Genomic DNA, 26639 nt, shown 5'->3' on the forward strand with positions numbered 1-26639 from the left:
GCTCACATACGGTGGGCCGCGACGCCCCGGGGGTGGGTGCCGCGGCCTCGGTCGTACCGCTCAGACGCGGACCGGGTCCGGCGACACGGCCTGCTCGCCGGCGGCCTGGGGGCGCGTCCTGGCGAGGCCGCTGCCCTCGACGTCGACGTGGGGAAGCAGCCGGTCGAGCCACTTCGGCAGCCACCACGCCTTGTCGCCCAGCAGGGCCAGCACCGCGGGCACGAGCGCCATGCGGACGACGAACGCGTCGAACAGCACCGCGACGGCGAGTCCGAAACCGATCGTCTTGATCATCGACTCGGCGGCGCCGACGAACCCGGAGAAGACCGCGATCATGATGACGGCCGCGGCGCTGACGACCCGGGCGCTGTGCCGGAAGCCGGTGACGACCGCCTGGGGCGCCCGGTCGCCGTGGACGTAGGCCTCCCGCATCCGGGCGACGAGGAAGACCTCGTAGTCCATGGCGAGGCCGAAGACGATGCCCACCAGGAAGATCGGCATCAGGCTCATGATCGGGCCCGGCTGCTCCACGCCGAGCAGCCCCGCGCCCCAGCCCCACTGGAAGACGGCGACCACCGAGCCGAGGGCGGCTAGCACGCTCAGCAGGAACCCGAAGGCGGCCTTCACGGGGACGAGCACGGAACGGAAGACGACGAGCAGCAGCACCAGGGCCAGCCCGATGATGACGGCCAGATAGGGCACGAGGGCGTTCTGGAGGGCCTGGGCGACGTCGATGTCCATCGCGGTGCTGCCGGTGACCTTGAACGTCGCGCCCGTCTCCCGCTCCAGAGCGGCGCGTTCCGCGCGGATGGTGTGGACGAGGTCCTGGGTCTTCTCGTCGTTCGGCCCGGTGGCCGGGACCGCGGAGAACAGGGCCGTGTCGCCCGCCGGGTTGAACCGTGCGGGCGAGACGGACACCACCCCGTGCGTGGCACCGATCTTCTCGGCGATCGAGGCGGCGGCCGCTTTGGGGTCGTCCGCACCGTGGGCGTCGACCACGATCGTCAGGGGGCCGTTGAAGCCCGCGCCGAAGCCGTGCGCGAGCGCGTCGTAGGCGCGCCGCTCGGTGGAGGAGACCGGCTTCGACTCGGCGCCCGGCATCCCCATGTCCAGCTGGGTGACGGGCAGGGCCAGGGCGCCCAGGCCCACGACGGACGTCACCAGCACGGCGACCGGGCGGCGCAGCACGAAGCGGGCCCAGCGCGTACCGCCGTTGTCCGCCGCCGCGGTGGCACGGCCGCGCCTGCGGGTGGCGCGGGAGAGCACGGCACGGGGCCACATGCCGAGCAGGGCCGGGACCAGGGTGAGGGCGATCAGCACGGCGACGATCACCGCGCCCGCCGCGCACAGGCCCATCTTCGTCAGCATCGGCACACCGACCACGGACAGACCCGCGAGCGCGATGACCACGGTGAGTCCGGCGAAGACGACGGCGGAGCCGGCCGTGCCGACGGCCAGACCCGCCGCCTCACGCGGGTCGTGCCCGTTCGCGCGCTCCTCCCGGTACCGCGAGACCACGAACAGGGCATAGTCGATGCCGACCGCGAGTCCGAGCATCGAGGCGAGGGTGCCCGTGGTCATGGACAGCCCGAAGACGCTGCCCAGCGCCAGGATGCCCGCCATGCTGATCCCGACGCCGATGACGGCGGTCAGCAACGGGAGCCCGGCCGCTGCCAGGGAGCCGAAGGTGATGAGCAGGACGACCGCGGCCAGCACGATGCCGATCGCCTCGGAGGAGCCGCCCGCCGCCGGCTGCTCGGCGAGCGCGGTGCCGCCTACCTCGACCGTGAGTCCCAAGGCGCGGGCCTGGTCGACGGCCTTCTCCAGCACGGCCTTGTCGGCGTCGGTGAGGTCGTCGGCCTCGACCTTGTAGGTGACGGTCGCGTACGCGGTGGAGCCGTCCTTGCTCACCGCCTTCGCGGCGAACGGGTCGACGGCGCCGGAGACCTCGGGTGCGGCGGCGGCCTTCTTGACGAAGGCGTCGACGGCGGCCCGGTGGTCGGCGGCCGTCACCTTCTCACCGTCGGGGGCGACGAACACGATCCGCGCGTTCGCCCCGTTCGCGGACGAGCCCGGGAAGCGCTCGCCGATCAGGTCGAAGGCCTTCTGCGCCTCGATGCCGGGCATGAAGGACGTGCCGCTGTCGGAGGCGGCCGGCGCCTTGGCGGCACCGAGGCCGACGGCGCCGAGGATCAGCGCCCACAACAGGGTCACGAGCCAGCGGCGCCGGAAGGCGGTTCGGCCCAGCCGGTAGAGCAAGGTAGCCACGGAAACGGGTCTCCAGGTCTGGTTCGGGATGTGTCACCAGCCTGGCCGGACCGGGGGTGTCCGGGCATCGTGCGGCTGTCCGCACTTGCGCTTGATACGAGGGCACCAAGGCAGCTCGCCCGTCTCCTCCTCAAGGAGGAGATACGGGTACTGCGGTCGGTGCCCCCGGCCTGCTCGGGTGGCGTCAGCCGACGGAGGCGGTCGCCTGCGCGGGGAACCCGGGGCGGCCGGCGAGTTCGGCGGTGCAGAACGCGCAGCGGACCGCCGCCGCGGGCACGGTGCTCAGGCAGTCCGGGCAGTCGACCTTGGCGACGGGCTGGTCCTTGACCGGGTTGAAGCGCTCCTGGAGCCGGCCCACGGGGAGCACGACCGCGAAATAGATCACGGCGGCGACCAGCAGGAAACTGATCAGGGCGTTCAGGAAGGCCCCGTAGGGGAAAGCGGTCCCGGCGACGGTGAATTCCTGCTTGCTGAAGTCACCGACCGCGCCGGTCGCCACACCGATCAGCGGCGTGAGGAACGCGGTGACGAATCCGGTGACGACCGCGGTGAACGCGGCACCGATGACGATGCCGACCGCCAGATCGACGACGTTGCCGCGCAGCAGGAACGAACGGAAACCCTTGAGCACTGACTACTCCCGAGATGAGGTGCGACGAGGCACCGAGGACATGGCGACCGGGCGGCCGACGGCGGCCATGCTGCCGTTCGGCCTGTCCGGCGTCCAACCGCCTCACTCGTTCCAGTGAAAGGACCGAATTCGTGCCTGATAACCATCCGCCTCAGTGCGTGACCGGCCCTCGGTGCGTAGTACGGAACACCCGCCTTGGGGGGCATTGAAAGCAAGGGTGTTCGATCGTTCGTTGGGGGGTGTGAATCGGCGCTTCTCCGCGCTACCCGGCGCATCCAGGACGCGTTGGAGTGGCCGTGGCAGGGTGCAGTGACGGTTCTTCTCTTGGTGGGCCCGTGCTGCCGTGCTCGTGTTCATGGCATTCGCAGAGCGTTACGGGGAGATTCGAAAGTGCGGACATCTGTCGGTGGCCCGGGCGGGCTCGTCACGCCCGGCGATTCCGAGAGCGGCACCTTGGTCGGTCGGGACAAGGACCTCGCCGCGTTGCGGGCGGCCATGGCGGGGCACCGGATGGTCAGCGTGACCGGCCTGGCCGGTGTGGGAAAGAGCCGGTTGTGCCGGGCTGCCGTGGGCGTCGGCCCTTGGCAGCGGGTGGTCCGCGTGCGCTGGACCGGACGCGGGCCCGCCGTGCCCGGAGGCCTGGGCCGGCGCGTCGTAGAGGAGCTGACGGGCAGGCCGGCGTCACGCACGGACCTCTTCGCGGCGGTCGCGGATCTGCCCGCGCTGCCGACGCTGCTGGTCCTGGACGATGTGGACCCGGTGCGGTTGGAGTGCGCGGGGCTGGTGCAGCGGCTGCTGATGGCCCTGCCGACGCTGCGCGTTCTGGTCGCGTGCCGCCGCGAGCTGGGCGTGGGCGAGGAACGGGTCTTCCGCCTGGCGCCCCTCGACTGCCGCTCGCCACGGGATACGGGCCGTCCGTCCGCCGCGATGGAGCTGTTCCTGGACCGTGCGCGGCTGGCGGTCGCGGACTTCCGGCCGACGGAGTCGGACCTGCGAGCCATCGAGGAGGTGTGCTCGGTGCTGGAGGGAGTCCCGCTCGCCGTCGAACTGGCCGCACAGCAGCTCGGCGCGCACGCGCCGGCCGATCTCCCCCGCCTGGTCACGCACAACCAGTGCCGACTGAGCGCCGACGGCCGCAGTGTGCCGCGCCACCGCTCGCTGCGGGAGGCGATGGCGGCCGAGTACCTGCTGTGCGAGGAGGACGTACGCGCCGTGTGGCGACGCGTCGGCGTCCTCCAGGGCCCGTTCACCGAGGAGACGGCCGTCTTCGTGTGCGCCGGCGGCGGCGTGGCGGCGGAACAGGTGCCCTTCTGCGTGGCCCGGCTGGTGTCCTCCGGGATTCTGGAGCGCCTGGACGGCCCCGGCGGCATCAGCATGCCGCGCTACCGGATGCGACGGGCGCCCCGCGACTTCGGCTTCGAACAGCTCACCGGGACAAAGGAGTTCCGGGTGGCCGCGGAACGCCGCATGCTCCACTGCCGGCGTACCGCCGCCGTGGCCGAGAACCTCTGGAGCACGGGCTGCCAGCGCCAGGCCGTCGAACTCGTACGCGAACGGCAGGCCGACATCCAGGCGGCGATCCGCCACGCGGTCGCCCGGCAGGAGCATGTGGAGTGGGCCGTGGAGACGATGGTCGGTCTCTGGTTCTGGTGGATGGTCTACGGCCATGTCGAGGAGGGCCGCCGGGCGCTGCTGCGCCTGCTGTCCCTGCCTGCCCCCGCCGACAGCCCCGTGCGCCGCGAAGGGTGGTGGCTCGCGGCGTGGATGTGCGCGGACCGTGATCCGCGGCGCGCCGGCGAACTGCTCGCGCGCGCCTGGCGGGCCGCCGTACTGGCCGGCGACGACGCCACCGTCGGACGCGTCGCCTACGTCCACGGGGTGCTGGCGTGCCGCCACCACGACGTCCACTCGGCCGCCGCGCACTTCCGGCAGGCCGCCGACACCATCCCGGCCCTGGCGCCGGGCGGCCCCACACCCGCCGTCAGCCTTGCCGCCCTCGCCGTGGCGCAGCTCCGCAGCGCACCGGACGACGCCCGGCACAGCGCGCGCCGCGCCCTGACCCACCCGAGCGTGCGCACCGACGCCTGGGCCATCATGCTCGCCCGCCATGCCCAGGCCCTCCTCGACCACCACGACGGCCGCCCCCGACGCGCTGCCCGGCGGGCCCGTCGCGCCCTGGAAGCACTGGACCCCACGCTGCCCGACCCGCGGGGGACGGCGGCGCTGCGTCAGCTGCTCAGCGAAGCGGGGGAGCGGGCCGCCCGGCCGCGTCACGGATCGCTGCTGCCACCGTCCCGCGGGGAGGCACTCCGGCCGAGGTAGGCCGCGGGGACGGGACGGTCACGAGGCGTCGGCGTAGGCGAGGTGGGCGCCGCGCCGCCGTCCGCGATGCAGGTCGTGGTGTGGATCCACCCAAGGGTTCACGGGTGCGGCCGGAATCCAGGTGGGCCGGACCCGGCCGCCAGTACCTCGTCGGTCGGCGACCGTGCCTGGCCCTCGACGACGTCCTACGGGGCGGAGCGCAGCACCAGCAGGGTGATCTCGCTGGGCGCGAAGACGCGGAAGGGCGGGCCCCAGAAGCCGGTGCCGCGGCTGGTGTAGAGGAGGGTGCGAGAGCCGTGCCGGGTGAGGCCGGCGAGAGCGGGCTGGTCGATACGGACCAGGTGGTGGAAGGGCCAGATCTGACCGCCGTGGGTGTGCCCGGAGAGCTGGAGGTCGACGCCGGCGGCGGCGGCCCGGTCGATGAACTTGGGCTGGTGGGCCAGGAGCAGCACCGGGAGATCGGGGTCGGCGCCGTCCAGCGCTCCGGCGAGATGGGCGCGGTGCCCGGCCAGACCGGAGGATTCGGCCGTGACGTCGTCCACACCGGCGACCACGAGGGTGTCGCCGCCCCGTTCGAGCAGCAGGTGGCGGTTGCGCAGTGGCTCCCAGCCCAGCTCGTCCATCAGGTCGACCCAGCCCTGGGCCTCGCTGTAGTACTCGTGGTTGCCGGTGACGTACACCCGGGCCCGGGTGGCCTTCACGGTGCCGAGCGGGGCGGCTTGGGCGCGGCGGCGTTCGGCCGTACCGTCCGCGATGTCGCCCGTGTGGCAGACCAGGTCGGCCTCCAGGGTGTTCACCACCTCACAGACCCGTTCCGACCAGCGGGCGCGGTCGAGGGGCCCGTAGTGGGTGTCGGTGATGAGGGCGACACGGGTGCCGTCGAGCCCGGCTCCCAGGCGCGGGAGTCGAACGTCGAGTTCGCGTACACGGGGGACGCGCCGGGCCTCGTAGTAGCCCCAGGCGAGCAGTGCGGCGGCCACACCGAGGACGGCCCAGGTGACGATACGGGCCCGACCCTCTCCGTCCCCGACACCGGCCACGGTCAGGGCCGCTCGCAGCAGCACGCCGAGCAGAACGGACCAGGTGAACAGGACCCAGCTGCCGCCCAGGAGGCTGTCACCGATGATCGCCGCCCGGTCCTGCTGGCGCCGGCCGTGGCCACGCATCATCGCGATCGGCATACCGATCAGCCCGAGGGCGAACAGGAGGGTGCCGACCAGCGTGACGGGCAGCGGCCAGTGCTGGCCGGAGTACAGCAGCACCCCGCAGGGCACGGCCCACAGCAGGACGGGGGCGATCAGGGGGAGGTAGCGCACCAGACGGAGCACCGGGCTCGGCCGAGCCTCTGGCGCCGCACCGTCTGCGGGTCGGGTGTCGCTGGTGTCGGTCACGCTGCCGCTCCTCCTGCTGTCCTGTACGACAAATGATGCCTCTTGCACCGCGCTTGGCCGCGGGGAGGGGAGGAGCGCCGGGTTCGACGACTCGAACCACCCCTGCTCACCTGCGTGTTCGTATGATCGCGCGGTGAGGATCTGGACGGAGCGCCCTGCCGAGACGGACGTCGAAGCCGTCGTTCGCCGCTACTTCAGCCTGCTCCGAACCGGGAGGATCCACGAGGCCGAGCAGCTCATCGATCACAGCCCGGTCCGTCATGTGATCAAGTCGCTGTGGGCCGCGGCCGTCGACGTGACGGCCGACGGCGACGAGGAGAGCGGAAGCGCTGCTGCCGACGAGTGGGAGCAGGATCGGTCCTGGCTCGGCGAACTCGGTCTCGCGGACTTCCACTGGAGCGACACCGGCAGCCATGTCTACGTCGAGATCACCCACCGCGCTCAGGTGATCGAGGTGGCGTTGGGCTTCTGGGTCAAGCCTGTCGACGCCGGCTGGGTGATCGCTGGACCGAGCACCCTCTGGTAGGGCGAGAAAGGGCAACGATCGGGCCGGTTCGGTGGTCGTACGAGGCGATACAGCCCTGCCTTCCGCTGGAGGATTCGATGAGCCGATACGTCGCGATGATGGGCCACAGACAGACCGACCGGCGTGAGGCCTCCTCACCGGCCCGTAGGGCGAGGCGCGGTGCGGTGGTGGGTGCCGTCGCCGTCGTGCTGGTGGGGGCGGGGACTGCGGCTGACGCCGTGCCTGACACCCCGGTCACCACCCCCGTGGTCAGCGGCGCCGTGGTCAACTCCGGGCATGACGTCATCGTGGGGATCACCCGCGACGTGCTGTTCCCGGTCACGGTCAGCGGATCGGACGACTCCGGGCTGTCCTTCGCCGACGTGGACCTGAAGGGACCTCACGGAGGCTTCTACACCACCGACGCGTTCTGCGAGAGCGCCACGTCGTGCACGACGACGTTCACGGTCAACGCCCACCCGGCCCCCGGCAGCGACGACCCGGTGGACCTGGCCAACGCCAACGCGGGCACCTGGTCGGTGGACGCCTTGGTCGACGCGGTCGACGGCGACTCCGTCTTCGCCCCCGGCGCGGGGTCGTTCGCCCTCAAGCGCGCCGCGCGGCTGACCGTCGACGCCGCCCCGGAACCGGTGGCGAAGGGCGCGCGGATCACCGTCACCGGCAAACTGGTGCGGGCCAACTGGGACACCTACAGGTATGCGGGCTACGCGGGCCGAGCGGTGAAACTGCAGTTCCGCCCCAAGGGCAGCAGCACCTACACCACGGTGGCCACGGTCAACACCAGCAGCACGGGCACCCTGCGCACCACCGTCAAGGCGGTCAAGGACGGCTACTGGCGCTGGAACTTCGCCGGCTCGACGACCACGGGGCCCGCCAAGGCGGCCGGCGACTACGTGGACGTACGCTCCTGAACCGACCGGCATCACACACCACGGCGGAGGTCCCGGGCGGCTGACTCTTACTCCGACCGCTGTGCGGCCTGGGGGTGTTTCGGGGCGGCGTCGACCGTGTCGCGGATGCGGCCGAGGAGCGTGCGCAGGGTGGCGCGGTCCTCGGCGGTGAGGGCGCCGGTGGCCGTGCTCAGGGCCTCTCGGTCCAGGTCCTCCGCCTCCTGGTGGCGGGAGCGGCCCGCGTCGGTGAGAGCGAGCAGGTGGGCGCGACGGTCGGTGGGGTGGGGCAGCCGGGCCACGAGGCCGTCCCGTTCCAGGGCGTCCACCAGGCTGGTCGCGGTGCGGGCGGCGATGCCCATCAGGTCGCTGAGGTCGCGCATCCGCATGGGTTCGGCGGTGTGCGCGAGGAAGCGCAGGGCACGCAGCCGCGCCACGGAGGTGCCCTTCTCGGCCAGCCGTCCGTCGACGTAGGTCCGCAGCCGGTGGGTGGTGGCGAACATCTCGTCGATCAATGGATCGCTGCTGCCCGGTACGTCCCTCACCGTGGCGCTCCTGTCGTCGTCGGCTTGTCTTCTCGGGCCACAACTGCTGTGCGCCGCGTGTCCGTTCCTATCGCATGCGGGCGGCGGGCCGTCGGCCGACCGGCCGTCCCGGTGCGGTGGAAGGGCTCCAAGAAACACTGAGGTTACTCAAACTGAGTATGCTCAGTATGTGTCCGTACGCCTCAACCAGCGCATCGTCGTCCCCGTCGTCTGTGTCGTCACCGCGTTCATGTCCATCGTGGACGGAGCCGGGACCACGGTCGCCCTGCCCTCCATCGGACGGGACTTCGGGCTCGCCACCGCGGGCCTCGATGCCGTCGTCGTGGTCTACCCCGTCTGTGTCGGCCTGGCCGTCCCCGTCTCGGCGTGGCTCGGGGACCGCTTCGGCGGCCGGAGCACGGTGCTCGTCTCGTTCGCCGTCTTCACCCTCGCCTCGGGACTCTGCGGCGCGGCCGGGTCGCTCGGCGAACTCGTCGCCTGGCGCGCCCTCCAGGGACTGGCGGCCGGCATTCTGCTGCCGGTCACCGCCGCCTTGCTCTACCGCACCTTCAGCCTGTCCGAGCAGGTCAAGGTCTCCCGCTACATGATCATCCCGCAGCAGGTGGCGCCCGCCCTGGCTCCGATGGGGGCGGGCTGGCTCGTCGACCACATGTCGTGGCGCTGGGTGTTCTACGCCAACCTCCCGATCGGCGTCGCGGTCCTGGCCTTCGGACTGCTCTTCCTGGACCGGCACCGGGACCACGTCCCCGGCCGTCTCGACGTGCCGGGCCTGGTGCTCACCGCGTTCGGCACCGCGGGGCTGATGTTCGGAGTGAGCGAAGGTGCCGAGATGGGCTGGGGGAGCCCGCCGGTGCTGGCCGGGCTGATCGGCGGCGGGGTCCTGCTGACGGCGGCCGTGGTGGCCGAACTGCGGGTGCCCGAACCGGCCCTGCGGGTCCGTCTCTTCGCCGACCGGCTCTTCCGCGACACCAACATCACCGCGTTCATCGGCTTCATCGGCTTCATGGGGGCGATGTTCCTCGGCCCGCTCTTCCTCCAGGAGGGCCTGGGGCTGAGCGCCTGGGAGTCCGGTTCCGCCACCTTCGCCGAGGCTCTCGGCGTCCTGCTCACCGTCCAGCTCGTCGGCCCGCTCTACGCGCGGGTCGGTCCGCGCCGTATCGCGGGCTGCGGGCTGCTCGGGGTGGCGATGGTGCTGGTCGCCTTCTCCCGGCTGGACGCGGAGTCCTCGCTGTGGGCGTTCCGGGGGTTGATGTTCCTGCTCGGCGCGGCGATGGGCGGGGTGTTCATGCCGACCACGGTCGCCTCGTTCACCGCCATAGCGAAGGCCGACGTCTCGCACGCCTCGACCCTCAACACCGTCGTACGGCAGGCCGCCAACGCCGCCGCGCCCGCCGTGGTGACCGTCGTACTGGCCTCGGCCACCGCGGTCGGCACGGGCGCCGACGCCCATCCGCCCGTCTCCGCCTTCCAGCACGCCTACCTGGTGCTCGCGGCCGTCTCCGCGGTCGCCGCGCTCTTCGCCTTCACCATGCCGGACCGCGCGGCCCGCGTCGCCGCGTCGGCCCAGCCGGCCGGCCGGCGCGAGGCGGTCGACGCGTGACGGCGCACCGAGCGCGAAGGGTGGCCGGCGCGGACCTGTACGCAGGGTTCCGAGCCACCACCAGGACCGCCGCACCCGTCAGGCGAGCGTGACCTCCACCGGCAGCTTCTTGATGCCGTTGACGAAGTTGGAGCGCACCCGCGGTACGTCTCCGACGAGCCGGATGTCGGCGAGCCGGGGGATGAGCTCCTCGAACATGATGCGGATCTCGGTGCGGGCCAGCAGGTTGCCCAGGCACAGGTGGGGGCTGCCCTTGCCGAAGGTGACGTGGTCGTTGTTCTGCCGGGCCACGTCGAAGTCGTAGGGGTTGCCGAAGACCTCCTCGTCGCGGTTGCCGGAGGCGTACCACATGACGACCTTGTCGCCCTCCTTGACCTTCTTGCCGCCGAGTTCGACGTCACGGGTGGCGGTGCGGCGGAAGTGGTAGACGGGGGAGGCCCAGCGCAGGAACTCCTCGACCGCGGTCGGGATGAGGGACGGGTCCTCCTGCAACCTCGCGAGCTGCTCGGGGTGTTGCAGCAGTGCCAGCATCGAGTGGGTGATGGTGTGCCGCGTGGTCTCGTTGCCGGCGACGACCAGGAGCAGGAAGTAGTTGTCGAAGTCCTGCGGCGAGAGCGGGACGCCGTCGCGCGGGGTGGTGTTGACCAGCTTCGACACCAGGTCCGTGCCGGCGCCGCCGCGCCGCTGCCGCGCCAACTCCCGGCCGTACTCGAAGACTTCGAGGGAGGCGGGGGAGCGGAAGGGCAGGTCGCGGTACTGCTCGCTCTCCGCGCTGTGCAGCAGCACGTCCGCGTAGTCGGGGTCGGTGTTGCCGATGATCCGGTTGCCCCAGTCGATGAGCTGCTGGTTGTCCTCCGGCGGGACGTCGAGGAGGCGGGCGAGGACGTTGATGGGGAAGTCCGCGGAGACGTCGGCGACGAAGTCGAAGGTCCCCTTGGCGAGCGCCGCGTCGAGGGTCTTCGCGGTCAGGCCGCGCAGGAAGTCCGTGTAGCTGTTGATGACGTTCGCGCCGAACTGGCGCTGGATGACGCTGCGCAGGGCGCGGTGGCGGACGCCGTCCAGCTCCAGGATGGAGGCCCGCTTCTTGATCTGGTCGTCGTCGACCTCCTCCAGGTTCACGAACCGGGTGGAGGTGAAGGTCTCGGCGTCCCGGTCGACGCGGGCGATGTCGGCGTGCCGGGTCACCGACCAGAAGCCGGAGTTGGGCACCTCCTCCGGCTGCCAGTGCACCGGGTCCTCGTGGCGCAGGGTGTGGAACATCCGCCACGGGGTGACCCCGTCGGCGAAGTTGTCGAGGTCGGCCAGGTTGACGTGCGCCAGCGGCAGGGGTTCCTGGAGGCGGGCGCGGAGTTCGTCGGCGTCGGTGGGGGTGACGGGAAGGGCGGGGCTGTTCATGGTGGTGGTCTCCATCGGGCGTACGGCGGGAAGTCCTGGGTGGCTCAGAGGTGGTGGGCGTACTCGGTGAACTCCCAGTCGGTGACGTGCCGTCCGAAGCGTTCGACCTCGTTGCGCTTGTAGGAGAGGTAGGAGGCGGTGAAGTCCTTGCCGAGGAGTTCGGTCAGGTCGCTGTCCGCCTCCAGGGCGTCCAGCGCGGCGGACAGGTTCATCGGCAGCAGGGCCGCCTTGGCGGTGTCGTAGCCGTATCCCTCCAGTGGCGCGGGAGGCTCCGCGCCGGCCTGGATGCCGAGCAGGGCGGCGGCGAGGGTGGCGGCGATGAGCAGGTAGGGGTTGGCGCTGGCGTCGCCGAGCCGCAGTTCGAGTCGGGCTCCCGAGCCGCGCTCGGGCGGGATGCGGACCATGGCGCTGCGGTTGTCCAGGCCCCAGTCGATCAGCCACGGGGCCAGGGTGTCGGGGCCGAAGCGCCGGTAGGAGTTGACGGTCGGGTTGGCGAGCGCGGCGAGGGCCGGGGCGTGGGCGAGGATGCCCGCGATGGCGTGCCGGGCGGTGGCCGAGAGGCCGTACGTCCCCGCGGGGTCGTCGAAGGCGTTGCGGCCGTCCTCGTCCTCGCAGGACAGATGGAGGTGGAAGCCGGAGCCGCCGGCGTCGTTGAACGGCTTGGCCATGAAGGTGGCCAGCCGTCCTTCCCTGCGGGCGAGTTCCTTGACCGCCGCCTTGAAGCGGAACGCGCGGTCGGCCGCCGAAAGGGCTTCGCTGTGCGTCAGGTTGATCTCGAACTGTCCGCCGTCGAACTCGTGGTTGCCGCTGAGGGTGCCGATGCGCAGGTCCCGCAGCAGGCGCAGAGTGCGCAGGAGGTGGTTGTCGGGGTCGGCGCGCAGCCCGGCGGTGTAGACGACACCGGCATCACGCGCGTACCGGCGCCAGCCGCCGCTCGCGGGGTCCGTCTCGCACAGGAAGTACTCCAGCTCGGGTCCGACGACCGGCCGCAGTCCCTGGTCCTGGCAGCGGGCGAGGACCGCACGCAGCAGGTCACGGGGTGATTCCGGGGCGGGTGCGCCGGTCGCGGGGTCGATGACCTCGCCGAGGCAGGCGGCCACGCCCGGCTCCCACGGCAGTGCGACGAGCGTGCCGAGATCCGGTCGTACGGCGATGTCGGGCAGCCCGGCGTCGAGCCCGCCCGCGACCGGGACCACGTCGCCCTGCGGGCTGGTGTGGTAGACGGCGCGACAGAAGGCGAGCCCGTGCTCGCAGGCGGCGGGCAGGTGGTCCAGGAGGACGTCCCGGGCCCGTTCGGTGCCGATCAGGTCGGGATAGGTCACCCGGACCACGTCGATCCCCTCGGCGGCGAGCCGCTCCATGTGCTGACGGATGTCCGGTGTGGTGGATGCGCTCACCGATGGCTCCTCGGGCGCTGGGGGTGTTGTTTGGTGCCAAACGGTATGGCCGGCTTCATGGCCCCGCAAGAGGGTGTCCCCAAAAAATTATCCGCATGGATAGGTATTGACCAGGGGGAGGAGCGTGCCTACTTTGTTTGAAGCCAAATGAGTCAGGGTCCCGGAACTCCGAACCCTGGGCCGGGGGCCCGGTCGTCCACGGCCGGGCCCTCTTCTTCCCCCTCCCCGCCCGACGCCCCCACTCCCTGGAGGACCGGCCATGAAGGTCGTCGTCGACATGAACAAGTGCCAGGACCACGGACAGTGCGTCTTCGCCGCCCCCGACGTCTTCCACCTCGACGACAACGGCCGCCTGGCCTACGTCAGCGACCCCGACGACGCGCTGCTCGACGAGGTCGAGGAAGCCGCCGACGTCTGCCCGCTCCAGGCCATCCGGATCGAGGCCTGACCATGAGCGCACGCATCGTGGTCGCCGGCGCCTCGATGGCCGGCCTCCGCGCCGCCGAGCAACTGCGCGCGGCCGGCTGGACCGGCGCGATCACACTGATCGGCGACGAGCCGCACATGCCCTACAACCGGCCTCCCCTCTCCAAGGAGGTCCTGGCCGGCAAAGCCCCCTTCGAGTCACTGGCCTTCCGCCCCCGCGCCAGCGTCTCCGACGTCGAATGGCGCCTCGGCACCAAGGCCGTCGCCTCCCGCCTCTGCGAGCGCGTCGTCGAACTCGACGACGGCGAGGCGCTCTCGTACGACGGACTCGTCGTCGCCACCGGCATGCGCCCCCGGCGCCTGAACTGCCCCGGCCCGCGCACCGGCCGCCACACCGTGCGCACCCTCGACGACGCCCAAGGACTGCGCGCGGCCCTGACCCGGCCCGGCGCCCGCGTCGTCGTGGTCGGCGCGGGCTTCATCGGCTGCGAGGTCGCCGCCACCGCCGTGGGACTCGGCGTCACCGAGGTCACCGTCGTCGACCCGCTGCCGCTGCCCATGGTCGGCCCGCTCGGCGAGCAGCTGGGCCGCGCGCTGCTCAAGCGGCACGAAGAGCGCGGAGTGCGCTTCGTGCTCGGCACCGGCGTGACCGGCTTCGAGGGCGAGGACCAGGTCACCGGGGTCGTGCTGTCCGACGGGACGGTACTGCCGGCCGACGTCGTCGTGGAGTCGGTCGGCTCCCTGTCCAACGTCGAGTGGCTGGACGGCAACGGCCTCGACCTCACCGACGGCGTCCTCACCGACGAACTGCTGCGCGTCGGTGGCCGTCCGGAGGTCGTCGCGGTCGGCGACGTCGCCCGCTTCCCCAACGCCCGCTACGACGGCGTCCCCCGCCGCGTCGAGCACTGGTGCATCCCCACCGACACCGCGAAACACGCGGCGAAGGCACTCGTCGCCCATCTCACCGGCGGCGAGAGCGACTTCGCGCCGTTCGCCCCGCTGCCCACCTTCTGGAGCGACCAGCACGAGTTCCGCCTCCAGTCCTTCGGCGCACCCGCGCTCGGCAGGGACGACGTCCGGGTGCTCGACGGTGACCTCGGCGGCGATGTCGTCGCCGGTTACCACAGCGCCGGCCGCCTGGTGGGCGTCGTCGCCCTGGGCGGACCCGCCGCCGCGTCCAGTGCCGCCCGCTATCGCGCCGAACTGCTCAAGCAGCCCGCCCTCACTGCTCAAGGAGCCCCCTGATCATGACCGTTCGCGGATTCCTCCACCCCAAGACGGCGACCGGCGCCGCCTCCCTGATCCCCTCCCCGCCCTGGCGCTACTCCGGTGACCTGCTCACCGTCGAGTACCGCACCGACCCCGCACGCGTCCGCGAACTCCTGCCCGAACCTCTGGAGTTGGCCGACGAGGACCCGGGCGCCGTGGCGTTGATCTGGGCCGACTGGCAGTCCTGCTCGGCCGACGGCGGCGAGCTGCTCGACCCGGTGCTCTCCCAGTACAAGGAGGCCTTCGCGGTCGTCCGCTGCCAGTACCGGGGGCAGACCTACTCGCGGTGCGTCTACATCTGGGTCGACAAGGACTTCGCCATCGCGCGGGGCCTGCACCAGGGTTATCCGAAGAAGCTCGGCTCGATCCACCAGACGCGCCCGCACCCCTACGGGCCCGCCCCGCGCATCGAGGCCGGGGCCCGCTTCGGAGCGACGCTCGCCGCGGCCGACCGGCGCCTGGCCCAGACGGTCGTGACCCTGCGCGAGCCGTCGGAGACCAACGGGTTCGTCAACGGCCACCCGATGGCCCACCACCGCTGGCTGCCCTCGATCGAGAAGGGCAAGGGACTCGCGCTCGACGAGCTGATCGAGTCCGGCGCGGCGTCCTTCGAGGCCGGACAGGCGTGGCGCGGTGACGCCGAGCTGGAGCTGTTCGAGGCCCCCACCGAGGAACTGGCCCGGCTGGAGATCCGCGAGCCGATCGCCGCCTACTACCGGCAGGTCGGCGTCGTCTGGGACGGCGGACGTCTGCTGGAGTCCGGCATGTCCGGCGCCGAGTGACCCCCACCCCGAGAAGACCTGGAGACCGGACATGACCGACCACACCCTCACCGTCGCCGGGGTCTCCGTCGACACCCGGCACTGGATCGGCGGCGAACGCGTCGCCTCCGGCGAGACGTTCACCGACGTCTCACCGATCGACGGCAGCGTCATCGGCGAGATCTCCCGCGGTACGGCCACGGAGGCCGCGGCCGCCGTCGCCGCCGCCAAGGCCGCCTTCCCCGCCTGGGCCGCCACCCCGCGCGCCGAGCGCGCCCGCATCCTGCACGCCGTCGCCGACGGCGTCGAGAAGCGGCTCGAAGAACTCGCCGTCGTCGAGACCACCGACAACGGCGCCCTGCTGCGCTCGCACCGGCGCGGTGTCATGCCGCGCGTCGCGCACAACTTCCGCTTCTTCGCGGACTGGCTGCTGAAGCTGGACCACGAGGACTTCGAGACCCGCGGCCACACCAACCACGTCAGCTGGGACCCGGCGGGGCCGTCGGTCCTCATCACCCCGTGGAACGCGCCGCTGATGCTGGCGACCTGGAAGGTGGCCCCGGCGCTGGCCGCCGGGAACACGGTGGTCCTCAAGCCCGCCGAGTGGTCCCCGCTGACCGCCTCGCTCCTCGCCGACATCGCCGCCGAGGCCGGACTGCCCGCCGGTGTGCTCAACGTCGTCCAGGGCTATGGCTCCGAGATCGGCGACGCCCTCACCTCGCACCCGGACGTGCGCCGCATCAGCTTCACGGGCTCGGTGCCGACCGCCCGGCGGATCGCCGCCTCCGCCGCCGCGAACCTCACCCCGCTGAGCCTCGAACTCGGCGGCAAGTCCCCCCTGTTGGTGTTCGCCGACGCGGATCTGGACCTCGCGGTCGACCTCGCGGTGGAGCAGTACGACAACGCCGGACAGGTCTGCCTCGCCGCCACCCGCCTCCTCGTGGAGGAGTCGGTCGCGGAGGAGTTCACCAGGCGCTTCGTCGACAAGGCGAGCACATTGAAGCAGGGCGACCCGCGAGACGAGGCCACCGACATCGGCCCCACCGTCCACCCCCGCCAGCTGGAGAAGATCGACGGCTTCGTGCGGCGGGCCGTGGCGGCCGGGGCGCGGGCGGTCATCGGCGGCCGGCGCAAGGACGGCCAGTACTACGCGCCGACCCTGCTGACGGAGGTCGCCCAGGACTCCGAGATCGTCCAGGAGGAGGTGTTCGGTCCCGTCCTGACGCTCCAGACCTTCACCACCGAGGACGAGGCCGTCCGCCTCGCCAACGACACCCGCTTCGGCCTCGCCGCCACCCTCGCCACCGGCGACCACGAGCGCGCCGCACGCGTCACCGCACGACTCGTCGCGGGCACCGTCTGGGTCAACTGCTTCTTCGTACGCGACCTCCAGGCCCCCTTCGGCGGCTCCCGCCACTCCGGCGTCGGACGCGAGGGCGGCACCTGGAGCTTCGACTTCTACTGCGACCTGAAGAACACCGTCACCGCCCCGAAGGGATGGAAGGACCATGGGTGAGATCGTCGGGGCGGGCCTGCTCGCCCACGTCCCCACCATCGTGCTCCCCGAGGAAGAGCGCCGGGAACTGAACGAGGGCAAGGAGATCACCCTCGTCACCGGCCTCCGCCGGCTGCGCCGGGAGGTGTTCGAGCGGGACGACTACGACACCGTCGTCGTCCTCGACTCCCACTGGGCGACCACCGTCGAGTTCGTCGTCACCGCACAGCAGCGCCGGGCGGGCCTGTTCACTTCCGAGGAGCTGCCGCGCGGCATGTGCAGGATGCCGTACGACTTCCCGGGCGACCCCGAACTCGCCCACAACATCGAGAAGTTCGCGGACCGGCACGGCACCTGGATCACCGCGATCGACGACGACCACCTGCCGATCTACTACGCCACCATCAACCTCTGGAAGTTCCTCGGCGAGGGTCTGCCCGACAAGCGGTGGGTGACCATCGGCGTCTGTCAGACCGGTGACATGGAGGACCATCTGCGCCTGGGCCGCGCGCTCGCCGACGGCATCGCCGCCACCCCCGGCCGCCGGGTCCTGCTGATCGCCTCCGGTGCCCTCTCGCACTCCTTCTGGCCGTTGCGCGAACTGCGCGACCACGAAGCCAGCGACCCGGTGCACATCTTCACGCCCGAGGCCCGCGAGGCCGACCGCGAGCGGATCTCTTGGTTCAAGGAGGGCCGCCACGACAAGGTCCTCGACACCATGGACGAGTTCTGGAAGTTCAAGCCCGAGGCGAAGTTCTTCCACTACCTGATGATGGCCGGCGCCCTCGGCGAACAGGCCTGCGTCGCCAGGGCCCGCCAGTACGGGGAGTACGAGAACTCGATCGGCACCGGCCAGGTGCACCTCTGGTTCGACCGCCCGGCCGACGGCTGGACCGGCACCGGCCTGCCCACCCCGCGCACCCCTCACAGCCGTATCTAGTCCTCTTCAGGAGCCCCTGTCATGCCCGAGTACCGCCGTATCCTCCTCGACGGCGCCGCCGTCCAGGTCACCGTCGACGGGGACGAACTCGTCGCCGGTGACGGCCGTCGCGTCAAGGTCGAGGACGCACAGCACCTGCCTCCCGTGGTCCCGTCCAAGGTCGTCGCCGTGCACCTCAACCACCGCAGCCGTGTGGAGGAGTTCGGCATCGAACTGCCCGACACGCCCACGTACTTCCACAAGCCGACGTCCGCCCTCAACTCCCACAAGGGCGCGATCGTCCGGCCCGAGGGCTGCAAGTGGCTCAACTACGAGGGCGAGGTCGCCATCGTCATCGGGAGGACCGCGCGGAACATCTCCCCGGCCGAGGCGGCGGAGTACATCGTCGGCTACACCATCGCCAACGACTACGGACTGCACGACTTCCGCGACACGGACGCCGGTTCGATGCTCCGCGTCAAGGGCTCGGACACGCTGTGCCCGCTCGGCCCCGGACTGGTCACCGACTGGGACTTCCGCGGCAAGAGCCTGCGCACATACGTCAACGGACAGGTGGCGCAGGACGGTTCGACCGACGAGATGCAGTGGGACATGCACTACCTCGTCGCCGACATCGCCCGCACCATCACCCTCCACCCTGGCGACGTCCTGCTCTCCGGCACGCCCGCCAACTCCCGCCCCGTGCGGCCCGGTGACGTCGTCGAGGTCGAGGTCGAGGGCCTGGGCCGCCTCACCAACCACATCGTCACCGGCCCGACCGCGATCCGTACCGACGTCGGCGCCCAGCCCACCGAGTCGGAGGAGGTGCTGTCCACCGCGCTCGGCGGCGACTGGGAGTTCCGCGGCATCCGCCCGCCCAGGCGCTGAAGCGGCGGGCGTCGCCGGGACGGTCCCCCGGCGCGGCGCGCGAAAACGCGCCGTACGGTGGCCGTCCACGCCTCCTTGCCGCACTCCGCATGCGGGTAGGGTCGCGCCCATGAGCGATTCCTCCGAGAAAGCACAGGCCAAGCCGCGTAAGCGTGTGGACTACGGGACCGGCCGCGAGGCTCTGCTCAAAGCGGCGGTGCGGGTGGTCGCCCAGGGTGGGCTGCGCAAGCTCACCTATCGCGCCGTCGCGGAGGAGGCCGGGGTCACCCACGGGCTCGTGGTGCACCACTTCGGCTCGCGGGACGCCCTGATCGAGGAGACCCTCGCCCACACCATCCGCACCTCGCTGAGCACCAGCGCGCTCGAACCGGGCACCGGCAAGGTCGCGGACTTCTCGGCGGGGCTCTCGGAGATGGTCACGGCGGACCCGGACGTCCAGGCGTTCCAGTACGAGCTGCTGCTGGAGTCGCGCCGCCGCCCGGAACTGCTGCCTCAGATCCGCGCGTTGTACGGCCAGTACTTCGACGCCACCGAGCGCGAACTGTCCCGCATCCTGCCCGAGGACGCCTCACCCGCCATGACCCGGCTCGTGTTCGCGGCGCTGGAGGGCCTCGTCCTGCACCAGCTGGTCCTGGGCGAGCCGGAGGTCACCGAAGCCGCGCTGAAGGAACTCCGAGCGCTGCTGACCCGGCCACGCGGCGACGCGGAGTAGCCGCCCTGACCAGGCCAAAGCGCCAGGTCGGACAGGGTCCCCGTCGCTTCGCGGCGGGGGCTCGTTTGTTTCCGAACGAGTAAAGAGTTGATGACGCGGCCGCGAATCGGGTGCGACCTCTTGACGAAACTATCCGGCTGGATAATTCTCGCGGTGCAGGGCGACGTCTCGCCCGCCCCTCTCTTCTTCTGCCTCGCGCCCGATCCGAGGAGTGCCCCGCCATGACCGTCACCGAGGATCTGCTGCCCTTCCGCGACCCGGGCTTCCGTGCGGACCCGTACCCGTACTACGCGCGACTGCGCGAGGAGCATCCGGTCTACCGGCACCCCCTCGGGCTGTACGTCGTCTCCCGCTACGAGGACGTCGCCCGGCTGATCCGCAACCCCACCCTGAGCGTGCAGCGGCTCGACTTCGGGGTCGCCGACCCCCTCCACCACACCATGCTGGGCAAGGACGCCCCCGACCACACGCGGCTGCGCCGGATCACCAACCGCTGGTTCACGCCCAAGGCGGTCGAGGAGTGGTCCAAGGTCATGCGGGCCTCCGTCGAGGCCGTCCTCGACGAGGTCGAGCAAGGCGACGGCACCCTGGACGTCGCGGACGGCCTCGCCCTGAAGTGCACCTTCGACAGCATCTGCCACATCTTCGGCATCGAGCCGTCCGACATGCTCGCCGTCCAGCGCAAGACGTACGAGATCGGCCTGAGCCTCGGCCCCGGAGGCGACGACCAGGAGGCCAGGGGCAGCGCCGAGGCCCTGGAGTGGTTCGCCGGCCACATCCGCGGACTGCTCGCCGACAAGCGCGCGCACCCGGGCGAGGGCATGATCGACGCCTTCATCGCCGCGCAGGACGAGGGCAGGATGACCGAGGACGAGGTCATCTACACGATCTTCCTCTTCTTCGCCGTCGGTCACCTCGACGTCAAGCACCTCATCAACCACGGCATCTGGCTGATGACCCAGCGGCCCGACCTGTTCGCCGCCTACCGGGACGAGCCGGAGGCGCGCCCCGGCATCATCAACGAGATCCTGCGCATCGACACACCCGAGTCGATGGTGGTTCGCCTGACCACGCAGGACATCGTCATCGGGGACACGACCGTCCCCGCCGGCGAGGTCCTGGCCCTGCTCATCGCCTCCGCCAACCGGGACCCCGCGGTGTTCGCAGAACCCGACACCTTCGACCACACCCGCCCGGCCGCCGCCGGTCAGCACCTCGCCTTCGGCTCCGGCATGCACGGCTGCGCCGGCCAGGTCCTGGCCCGCGCCGAAGCCGACGTCGTCTTCAGCTCTCTCGTGAACCGCTTCTCCGGCGTCGAGTCGGCCGGTGAACCCGCCTACGCCCACACCGAGTTCCTGCGCACCGTCACCCACCTCCCCGTCCGTTTTCGCTGACCCCGACCCCTTCGGGAGACAGGAACCACCATGAAGATCGAAGTCGACCTCGGCAAGTGCCAGGACCACGGACAGTGCGTCTACGCCGCCCCCGATCTCTTCGCGCTCGACGACGCCGGACGGCTCACCCTGCGGCAGCGGACGACCGGCGTCTACACCGCCGACGTGGACGACGCGAACGCCGAGGAACTCCACGAGGCCGCCGACGTCTGCCCGCTCCAGGCCATCACCGTCCACGAGTAGCGGCGGGGTCGGAAAAGGATCTCCCCTCACCCCCTTGCCAAACGGATAGTTCCGGCCCACCATGAGGCAACTCGTTTGGCCTAAAACAATTTCCCGCCCCTCCCCGTCCCCGGCAGGTGATTCGAGTGGACAGTCAGACAGCGGTCGCCACCCAGACCGCTCACGACCCCTCCATGACAGGCAGGCTCAAGCCCGACTCGCTCGGCGTCCTCGGCATCCTCTTCTTCGTCCTCTCCGCCCAGGCGCCGCTCACCGGCATCGCCGGGGCCGTACCGATCGCGGTGGCCATCGGCAACGGCGCCGGCGTCCCGGCCGCCTACCTCGCGGCGGGCATCATCGTGCTGCTGTTCTCCGTCGGGTTCGTCGCCATGGGCCGCCATGTCGTGGACGCCGGGGCCTTCTACACCTACATCGGCAAGGGGCTCGGCCGCACGACCGGCTCCGGCAGCGCCGGGATCGCCCTGTTCGCCTACTGTGCCGTCCAGGCCGCCATGTACGGGCTGTACGGCGCCACGGTCAGCGGCCTGGTCGAGCACTACACCGACGTCCATGTGGCGTGGTGGATCTGGACCCTTGGCACCATGGTGGTCATCCAGGTGCTCGGCGCGTCGGGCATCGAGATGGGCGCCAGGATCCTCGCCGTCTTCGTGCTGGCCGAGTTCAGCATCCTGATCGCCTTCGCCCTCGTGACCCTGGTCAAGGGCGGCGGACCCGAAGGCCTCGGCTTCACGGACAGCTTCTCGCCGTCCGCCGCGCTGAGCGGCGCTCCGGGCGTGGCGCTGATGTTCGCCGTGGCGTCGATGTTCGGCTTCGAGGCCACCGCCATCTACGGCGAGGAAGCCCGCGAGCCCCGCAAGACCGTCCCCCGGGCCACCTACCTGGCGGTCGCCGTGGTCACCGGCTTCTTCGCCTTCACCTCCTGGATGCTGGTCTCCGCGCACGGTGCGTCCCGGGTCACGGGCGAGGCGGGCAAGGCACTGGGAAGCGGGGACGCCACCTCCTTCGTCTTCGCGCCGATCGCCGACCTGTTCGGCGGCTGGGCGGACGACGTCCTGCCGATCCTGCTGGCCACCTCCCTCTTCGCCGGCATCCTCGCCTTCCACAACTCCGCCAACCGCTACCTGTTCTCCCTCGGCCGCGAGCGGCTGCTGCCGCACGGACTGACCGCCCTCAACCGGCGGCACTCGCCCTGGGCGGCCGGGATCGTGCAGACCCTCATCGCCGCGGTGCTGGTGCTGCCCTTCGCGATCCTGGGCAAGGACCCCGTGCTGACCCTCTTCTCCTGGTTCAGCGGGGTCGCGGTCCTCGGCGTCATGCTGCTGTACTTCCTGACGTCGGTGTCGGTCGTCGCCTTCTTCCGCCGCTCGCGCGCCGACACCCGGCCCTGGAACACCCTCGTCGCCCCCACCCTGGGCGCGCTCGGCATAGCCGGCGCCATCTGGCTCATCGTCGCCAACTTCACCACCCTCATCGGCGGCGACCGCACCACGGCTCTCTGGCTGGAGCTCACCGTCCCGGCGGTCCTGCTCCTCGGCGTCGCCGCCGCCCGGCTGACGCGCACCCGGACCGCCGGCTGACTGTCCACCGATGCGGCCGGGACGGCTCCCGGCCGCATCGGCCTCCGTGCCGTACGGCACGAGACCAACGAATCGGAGACGGGGCATCGTGCTCAACGCCACCCACGAAGAACTCCTGCGCCGCGCCAAGGAAGTCGACCTCCCCACGCGCCACCACATCGACGGCGCGGACGAAGCCGGCGGCGGAGCCGCGTTCGCCGTCGTGTCCCCGCGCGACGGCCAGACCCTGGCCCAGGTCGCCGACGCGGGCGAGGCGGAGGTCGATCTCGCGGTCGCCGCCGCGCGCCGCGCCTTCGACACCGGCCCCTGGCCGCGCCTGGCGCCCGCCGACCGCGGCCGTGCCCTGCTGCGGATCGCCGACCTCCTGGAGCGGCACCGCGAGGAACTGGCCCTGACCGTCACCCTGGAGATGGGCAAGCCCATCACGGACGCCTACGGCATCGAACTGCGCGCCGCGATCAACACGTTCCGCTTCTACGGCCAGCTCGCCGACAAACTCACCGACGAGTCACCCCACACCGCCCCCGACGCCCTCGCCCTGGTCACCCGGGAACCGGCAGGTGTCGTCGGCGCCGTCGTCCCGTGGAACTTCCCGCTGACGCTGGCGAGTTGGAAGCTCGCGCCGGCGCTCGCCGCGGGCTGCACCGTCGTACTGAAGCCCTCGGAGAACTCCCCGCTGTCCGCGCTGCTGCTCGCCCGGATCGCCACCGAGGCCGGACTGCCGCCCGGCGTCCTCAACGTCGTCAACGGCGAAGGCCCCGTCGCCGGGCGGGCGTTGGGACTCCATCCCGACGTGGACGTCCTCGCCTTCACCGGCTCGACCGCCGTCGGCCGGCACTTCCTGCGCTACTCCGCCGACTCCAACCTCAAGCGGGTCTGGCTCGAACTCGGCGGCAAGTCACCCAACATCATCCTCCCCGACGCCCCGGACCTGGAGCAGGCAGCCGCCACCGCCGCCTGGGGCATCTTCTTCAACCAGGGCGAGATGTGCACCGCGCCCTCCCGGCTGCTGGTGCACTCCTCGATCGCCGACCGGGTCACCGAGGCGATCGTCGGGCGGGCCCGCGCACTGCGGGTCGGCGACCCGCTCGACCCGGCCACCGAGATGGGCGCGATGGTCGGCGCGAACCACCTCGAACGCGTCCTCGGCCATATCGGCACCGGCCTCGACGAAGGAGCCCGGCTGCGCGCCGGCGGCGGCCGCACCCTCGCCGAGACGGGCGGCAGCTTCCTGCGCCCCACCGTCTTCGACCAGGTGGACCCCGGCATGCGGCTGGCCCGGGAGGAGATCTTCGGCCCGGTCCTGTCCGTCCTCACCTTCGACGATCTGGACGAGGCGGTACGGCTCGCCAACGCCACCGAGTACGGCCTCGCCGCCGGTCTGTGGACCTCCGACCTGTCCACCGCCCACCAGGTCTCCCGTGCCCTCAAGGCCGGCACCGTCTGGGTCAACTGCTACGAGGAGGGCGACCTCACCGTCCCCTTCGGCGGCATGAAGCAGTCCGGCAACGGCCGCGACAAGTCCGCCCACGCCCTCGAGAAGTACACCGAACTGAAGACCACCTGGATCCAGCTGTGACCCGCCCCCTGATCGCGATCCCCGCCCGTTTCGCGACGTCCACCTCAGCGCTGCGGTACGCCGCCGAAGTCAACGCCCGTGCCCTGATCGAGGCCGTCTGGCGCGCCGGCGGAGAACCGGCGAGCATCCACCCCGCCTCCAGGGACGTGGCCGAACGCCTCGCCCGCTTCGACGGCGTCCTGCTCCCCGGTGGCGGCGACCTCGCCCCGCACCGCTACGGCGCCACCGACACCCACGACACCGTCTACGACGTCGACGACGTCCAGGACGACTTCGACCTCGAAGTCGCCCGCGCAGCCCTCGACTCGGGCCTGCCCCTGCTCGCGATCTGCCGCGGACTCCAGGTCGTCAACGTCGCCCTCGGCGGCACCCTGGAACAGGACATGGGCGGCCCCGAGCGCGCCCACCGGCACGTCATCCACCCCGTGGCCATCCAGCGGGGCACACTCCTGGAACAGGCCACCGGGCAGGAGAAGATCGAGGCGTCCTGCTACCACCACCAGCGCGTCGACCGCGTCGGAGTGGGCCTCGCGGTCACCGCGCGGGCGGCCGACGGCACGGTGGAGGGACTCGAACTGCCAGGTGCCCAGGGCTGGTTCACGGCCGTCCAGTGGCACCCGGAGGACACCGCCCACGAAGACCCCGCCCACCAGGCCCTGTTCGACGCGCTCGTCCAGGCCGCCCACGACAGAAGCTGAGACGAGGACAAGGCTCTCTTCGGCCGCGGGCGTCAAGCCCCCTGCCTCGCACCGGAACTGGACGACGCTCCGCTGGGCCGGGTGCTGAAGAGCGTGGCCACGGCCGGGGCATCGGACCGCGCGACCTCGCCATCGCCCAGGTGGAGCGGCTCCTGCGCGCGACCGGAGACGGACGACTGGGACCGCCGCCGCCCATCGGGTCGGCGCTCTCGCGCACGTCGCGCCCTCGCCGGCCCGGCACCGGCGGGAGCGTAGACCGCGATCCGGACACGTTCGTCCTGGACGCATGGGCCGAACCGGCCGCCGATCCATGGGAAGCCCTGGCCCTGGCCCATGCCGCGGTCCGGGCCGCGGCCCGGACCCGCCCGGCGGAGCCGGCACCTTGGGTGGGCGCGTCGGCGGCGGTGCGGCTGCTGGGGCGACCGATCGCCGAAGTCCGGCCGGTGTGGGCCGAGATCCGCGCGCGCGACCCGGGGCACCGGGATGCGCATCTCCACGCTCTGGGCTGTCTCTACGCTCTGGGCTGTCTCTCGCCCGAGGAGCAGAGAAGCCACAGCGCTCTTCGGGACTTCCTCGACGAGAGACCAGCGCGGTCATACCGCCCGGACGCCCCGGCGGCATGCCTGCCGTCGACGACCCGCGTCCCACTGGCCGGTTGCCGGCCGTATCCGCCACGCCGCCGCCGTCGCCGACCTGGGGCTGCTCGCCTACGCCTTCGTGCGCGCGGGGCGCGCGGCGGAGGCCCACCCCGTCTTCTCGGCGATCGACGGGCAGGTGACGCCTTGGCCGTGAGGGCACGACGGGGACGGTGGAGCGCTCTACACACTGGACCCGTCCGTAGGTTCTCGGGCGTCTCAGCCGCGCTCGGCCGCCTCGACGACGTTGGTCAGCAGCATCGCCCTCGTCATGGGGCCGACACCGCCGACGGGCGGGGCGAGTGAGCCGGCGACCTGGTCCACGTCCGGATGGACATCGCCGAGAACACCCTCCACGGTCCGGGTGATGCCGACGGACAGCACGGTGGCGCCGGGCTTGATCCAGTCGGCTCGGACCAGATGCGCCACCCCGGCCGCCGCCACGACCACGTCGGCGACACGGGCGTGGGCCGCGGTGTCCTGGGTGGCCTCGTGGCAGAGGGTCACGGTGGCGTGCTCGGTGGCGCGGGTCAGCATCAGGCCGAGCGGGCGGCCCACGGTGATCCCGCAGCCGATGACACAGAACTGCCGCCCGGTGATGGGCACTTGATGGCGCCGCAGCAGATCGATGATGCCGCGCGGGGTGCAGGGCAGCGCCCCCGGGATGCCCAGCACCAGCCGGCCCAGATTCGCCGGGTGCAGCCCGTCGGCGTCCTTGTCGGGGTCGACGAGCTCCAGCACCGCGTGGGTGTCGATGTGGGCCGGCAGCGGCAGTTGGACGATGAAGCCGGTGCAGGCCGGGTCGGCGTTGAGCCGGAGCACGGCCGCCTCGACGTCGGCCTGCGTGGCGGTGGCGGGCAGTTCCACCCGGATCGACGCGATGCCGACCTGGGCGCAGTCGCGGTGCTTGCCGCCGATGTAGGAGCGGCTGGCCGGGTCGTCCCCGACCAGGATGGTGCCCAGCCCGGGGGAGACGCCGTGCCTCTTCAACACCTCCACCCGCCGGGCGAGTTCACGTTTGATGTCGGCCGCTGCGGCCTTGCCGTCGAGCAGCGTCGCGGTGGTCATGTCGTAAGGGCCT

Annotated in this window: 23 protein-coding genes; 16 read left to right on the top strand and 7 right to left on the bottom strand. The window is 71.6% G+C overall.

The genetic code is table 11. The annotated features are described in order from the left end of the window. Window positions 1–60 precede the first annotated feature (60 nt). On the bottom strand, window positions 61–2268 hold the full coding sequence (locus EJC51_RS43135) for an MMPL family transporter (protein WP_126276100.1): 2208 nt from the start codon (window positions 2266–2268) through the stop codon (window positions 61–63). Between the two features lie 184 nt (window positions 2269–2452). Next, window positions 2453–2899 (bottom strand): large conductance mechanosensitive channel protein MscL, encoded by a 447-nt coding sequence (gene mscL, locus EJC51_RS43140; RefSeq protein ID WP_059190926.1) that lies wholly within the window; start codon window positions 2897–2899, stop codon window positions 2453–2455. A gap of 390 nt (window positions 2900–3289) precedes the next feature. Here mscL and EJC51_RS43145 point away from each other — a divergent pair, with 390 nt between their 5' ends. After that, entirely contained in the window at window positions 3290–5221 is a 1932-nt protein-coding gene (locus EJC51_RS43145; RefSeq protein ID WP_126276101.1) for an ATP-binding protein, read from the top strand. A 185-nt stretch (window positions 5222–5406) separates the two neighbouring features. On the opposite strand, the gene EJC51_RS43150 is transcribed toward EJC51_RS43145, so the two are convergent. Continuing rightward, the gene (locus tag EJC51_RS43150) at window positions 5407–6612 is read right to left on the bottom strand and encodes a metallophosphoesterase (RefSeq protein ID WP_126276102.1); all 1206 of its coding nucleotides are present in this window, start codon (window positions 6610–6612) and stop codon (window positions 5407–5409) included. A gap of 133 nt (window positions 6613–6745) precedes the next feature. Here EJC51_RS43150 and EJC51_RS43155 point away from each other — a divergent pair, with 133 nt between their 5' ends. Beyond that, the gene (locus EJC51_RS43155) at window positions 6746–7138 is read left to right on the top strand and encodes a hypothetical protein (RefSeq protein WP_126276103.1); all 393 of its coding nucleotides are present in this window, start codon (window positions 6746–6748) and stop codon (window positions 7136–7138) included. A gap of 77 nt (window positions 7139–7215) precedes the next feature. After that, on the top strand, window positions 7216–8049 hold the full coding sequence (locus EJC51_RS43160; protein ID WP_244363122.1) for a calcium-binding protein: 834 nt from the start codon (window positions 7216–7218) through the stop codon (window positions 8047–8049). 47 nt (window positions 8050–8096) lie between these two features. Here the strand turns inward: EJC51_RS43160 and EJC51_RS43165 are convergent, their stop codons facing one another. Continuing rightward, window positions 8097–8570: a MarR family winged helix-turn-helix transcriptional regulator gene (locus tag EJC51_RS43165; protein ID WP_341870709.1), complete on the bottom strand. Its 474-nt coding sequence runs from the start codon at window positions 8568–8570 to the stop codon at window positions 8097–8099. Window positions 8571–8739: 169 nt separating this feature from the next. Here EJC51_RS43165 and EJC51_RS43170 point away from each other — a divergent pair, with 169 nt between their 5' ends. Continuing rightward, entirely contained in the window at window positions 8740–10170 is a 1431-nt protein-coding gene (locus tag EJC51_RS43170) for a DHA2 family efflux MFS transporter permease subunit (protein WP_244363127.1), read from the top strand. A 78-nt stretch (window positions 10171–10248) separates the two neighbouring features. Here the strand turns inward: EJC51_RS43170 and EJC51_RS43175 are convergent, their stop codons facing one another. Beyond that, on the bottom strand, window positions 10249–11565 hold the full coding sequence (locus tag EJC51_RS43175) for a cytochrome P450 (RefSeq protein ID WP_126276104.1): 1317 nt from the start codon (window positions 11563–11565) through the stop codon (window positions 10249–10251). Window positions 11566–11609: 44 nt separating this feature from the next. Further along, complete coding sequence (locus tag EJC51_RS43180; RefSeq protein WP_126276105.1) at window positions 11610–12962, bottom strand: glutamine synthetase family protein; 1353 nt, start codon at window positions 12960–12962, stop codon at window positions 11610–11612. A gap of 259 nt (window positions 12963–13221) precedes the next feature. Between EJC51_RS43180 and EJC51_RS43185 the strand changes: the two genes are divergently transcribed. The 12 genes from EJC51_RS43185 to EJC51_RS43240 all read left to right on the top strand — a co-directional run bounded on the left by EJC51_RS43185 (window position 13222) and on the right by EJC51_RS43240 (window position 24923). After that, entirely contained in the window at window positions 13222–13410 is a 189-nt protein-coding gene (locus tag EJC51_RS43185; RefSeq protein ID WP_126276106.1) for a ferredoxin, read from the top strand. A gap of 2 nt (window positions 13411–13412) precedes the next feature. Continuing rightward, window positions 13413–14633, top strand: coding sequence for an NAD(P)/FAD-dependent oxidoreductase (locus EJC51_RS43190; RefSeq protein WP_126276107.1), 1221 nt, complete (start codon window positions 13413–13415; stop codon window positions 14631–14633). After that, complete coding sequence (locus EJC51_RS43195) at window positions 14633–15439, top strand: acetoacetate decarboxylase family protein (protein ID WP_126276108.1); 807 nt, start codon at window positions 14633–14635, stop codon at window positions 15437–15439. The genes EJC51_RS43190 and EJC51_RS43195 overlap by 1 nt, the downstream gene beginning before the upstream one ends. A 31-nt stretch (window positions 15440–15470) precedes the next feature. Beyond that, entirely contained in the window at window positions 15471–16934 is a 1464-nt protein-coding gene (locus tag EJC51_RS43200; RefSeq protein WP_126276109.1) for an aldehyde dehydrogenase, read from the top strand. Next, window positions 16927–17853: a 3,4-dihydroxyphenylacetate 2,3-dioxygenase gene (locus tag EJC51_RS43205; protein ID WP_126276110.1), complete on the top strand. Its 927-nt coding sequence runs from the start codon at window positions 16927–16929 to the stop codon at window positions 17851–17853. Before EJC51_RS43200 ends, EJC51_RS43205 begins: the two co-directional genes overlap by 8 nt. 21 nt (window positions 17854–17874) lie before the next feature. Further along, window positions 17875–18720 (top strand): fumarylacetoacetate hydrolase family protein, encoded by an 846-nt coding sequence (locus EJC51_RS43210; RefSeq protein WP_126276111.1) that lies wholly within the window; start codon window positions 17875–17877, stop codon window positions 18718–18720. Between the two features lie 109 nt (window positions 18721–18829). Beyond that, complete coding sequence (locus tag EJC51_RS43215) at window positions 18830–19432, top strand: TetR/AcrR family transcriptional regulator (protein ID WP_126276112.1); 603 nt, start codon at window positions 18830–18832, stop codon at window positions 19430–19432. Between the two features lie 221 nt (window positions 19433–19653). Continuing rightward, window positions 19654–20826 carry a cytochrome P450 gene (locus EJC51_RS43220; protein WP_126276113.1) on the top strand — a complete coding sequence of 391 codons (1173 nt, stop codon included), beginning with the start codon at window positions 19654–19656 and terminating at the stop codon, window positions 20824–20826. A gap of 30 nt (window positions 20827–20856) precedes the next feature. Then, entirely contained in the window at window positions 20857–21069 is a 213-nt protein-coding gene (locus EJC51_RS43225; protein ID WP_126276114.1) for a ferredoxin, read from the top strand. A gap of 125 nt (window positions 21070–21194) precedes the next feature. Further along, the gene (locus tag EJC51_RS43230; protein WP_126276115.1) at window positions 21195–22646 is read left to right on the top strand and encodes an APC family permease; all 1452 of its coding nucleotides are present in this window, start codon (window positions 21195–21197) and stop codon (window positions 22644–22646) included. A gap of 88 nt (window positions 22647–22734) precedes the next feature. Next, window positions 22735–24225 carry an aldehyde dehydrogenase gene (locus EJC51_RS43235; protein WP_126276116.1) on the top strand — a complete coding sequence of 497 codons (1491 nt, stop codon included), beginning with the start codon at window positions 22735–22737 and terminating at the stop codon, window positions 24223–24225. Further along, the gene (locus EJC51_RS43240) at window positions 24222–24923 is read left to right on the top strand and encodes a gamma-glutamyl-gamma-aminobutyrate hydrolase family protein (RefSeq protein WP_126276117.1); all 702 of its coding nucleotides are present in this window, start codon (window positions 24222–24224) and stop codon (window positions 24921–24923) included. Before EJC51_RS43235 ends, EJC51_RS43240 begins: the two co-directional genes overlap by 4 nt. A gap of 854 nt (window positions 24924–25777) precedes the next feature. Here EJC51_RS43240 and EJC51_RS43245 read toward each other — a convergent pair. Next, complete coding sequence (locus EJC51_RS43245) at window positions 25778–26626, bottom strand: bifunctional methylenetetrahydrofolate dehydrogenase/methenyltetrahydrofolate cyclohydrolase (protein ID WP_126276118.1); 849 nt, start codon at window positions 26624–26626, stop codon at window positions 25778–25780. Window positions 26627–26639: the final 13 nt, after the last annotated feature.

Source organism: Streptomyces aquilus, assembly GCF_003955715.1.
Lineage (GTDB): Bacteria > Actinomycetota > Actinomycetes > Streptomycetales > Streptomycetaceae > Streptomyces > Streptomyces aquilus.

What these genes read in the sequence shown, in the direction of transcription:
- EJC51_RS43160 (WP_244363122.1), top strand. Translation starts at nt 7,216, where the DNA reads ATGAGCCGATACGTCGCGATGATGGGCCACAGACAGACCGACCGGCGT.
- EJC51_RS43175 (WP_126276104.1), bottom strand. Translation starts at nt 11,565, where the DNA reads ATGAACAGCCCCGCCCTTCCCGTCACCCCCACCGACGCCGACGAACTC.
- EJC51_RS43185 (WP_126276106.1), top strand. Translation starts at nt 13,222, where the DNA reads ATGAAGGTCGTCGTCGACATGAACAAGTGCCAGGACCACGGACAGTGC.
- EJC51_RS43190 (WP_126276107.1), top strand. Translation starts at nt 13,413, where the DNA reads ATGAGCGCACGCATCGTGGTCGCCGGCGCCTCGATGGCCGGCCTCCGC.
- EJC51_RS43200 (WP_126276109.1), top strand. Translation starts at nt 15,471, where the DNA reads ATGACCGACCACACCCTCACCGTCGCCGGGGTCTCCGTCGACACCCGG.
- EJC51_RS43205 (WP_126276110.1), top strand. Translation starts at nt 16,927, where the DNA reads ATGGGTGAGATCGTCGGGGCGGGCCTGCTCGCCCACGTCCCCACCATC.
- EJC51_RS43210 (WP_126276111.1), top strand. Translation starts at nt 17,875, where the DNA reads ATGCCCGAGTACCGCCGTATCCTCCTCGACGGCGCCGCCGTCCAGGTC.
- EJC51_RS43215 (WP_126276112.1), top strand. Translation starts at nt 18,830, where the DNA reads ATGAGCGATTCCTCCGAGAAAGCACAGGCCAAGCCGCGTAAGCGTGTG.
- EJC51_RS43220 (WP_126276113.1), top strand. Translation starts at nt 19,654, where the DNA reads ATGACCGTCACCGAGGATCTGCTGCCCTTCCGCGACCCGGGCTTCCGT.
- EJC51_RS43225 (WP_126276114.1), top strand. Translation starts at nt 20,857, where the DNA reads ATGAAGATCGAAGTCGACCTCGGCAAGTGCCAGGACCACGGACAGTGC.
- EJC51_RS43245 (WP_126276118.1), bottom strand. Translation starts at nt 26,626, where the DNA reads ATGACCACCGCGACGCTGCTCGACGGCAAGGCCGCAGCGGCCGACATC.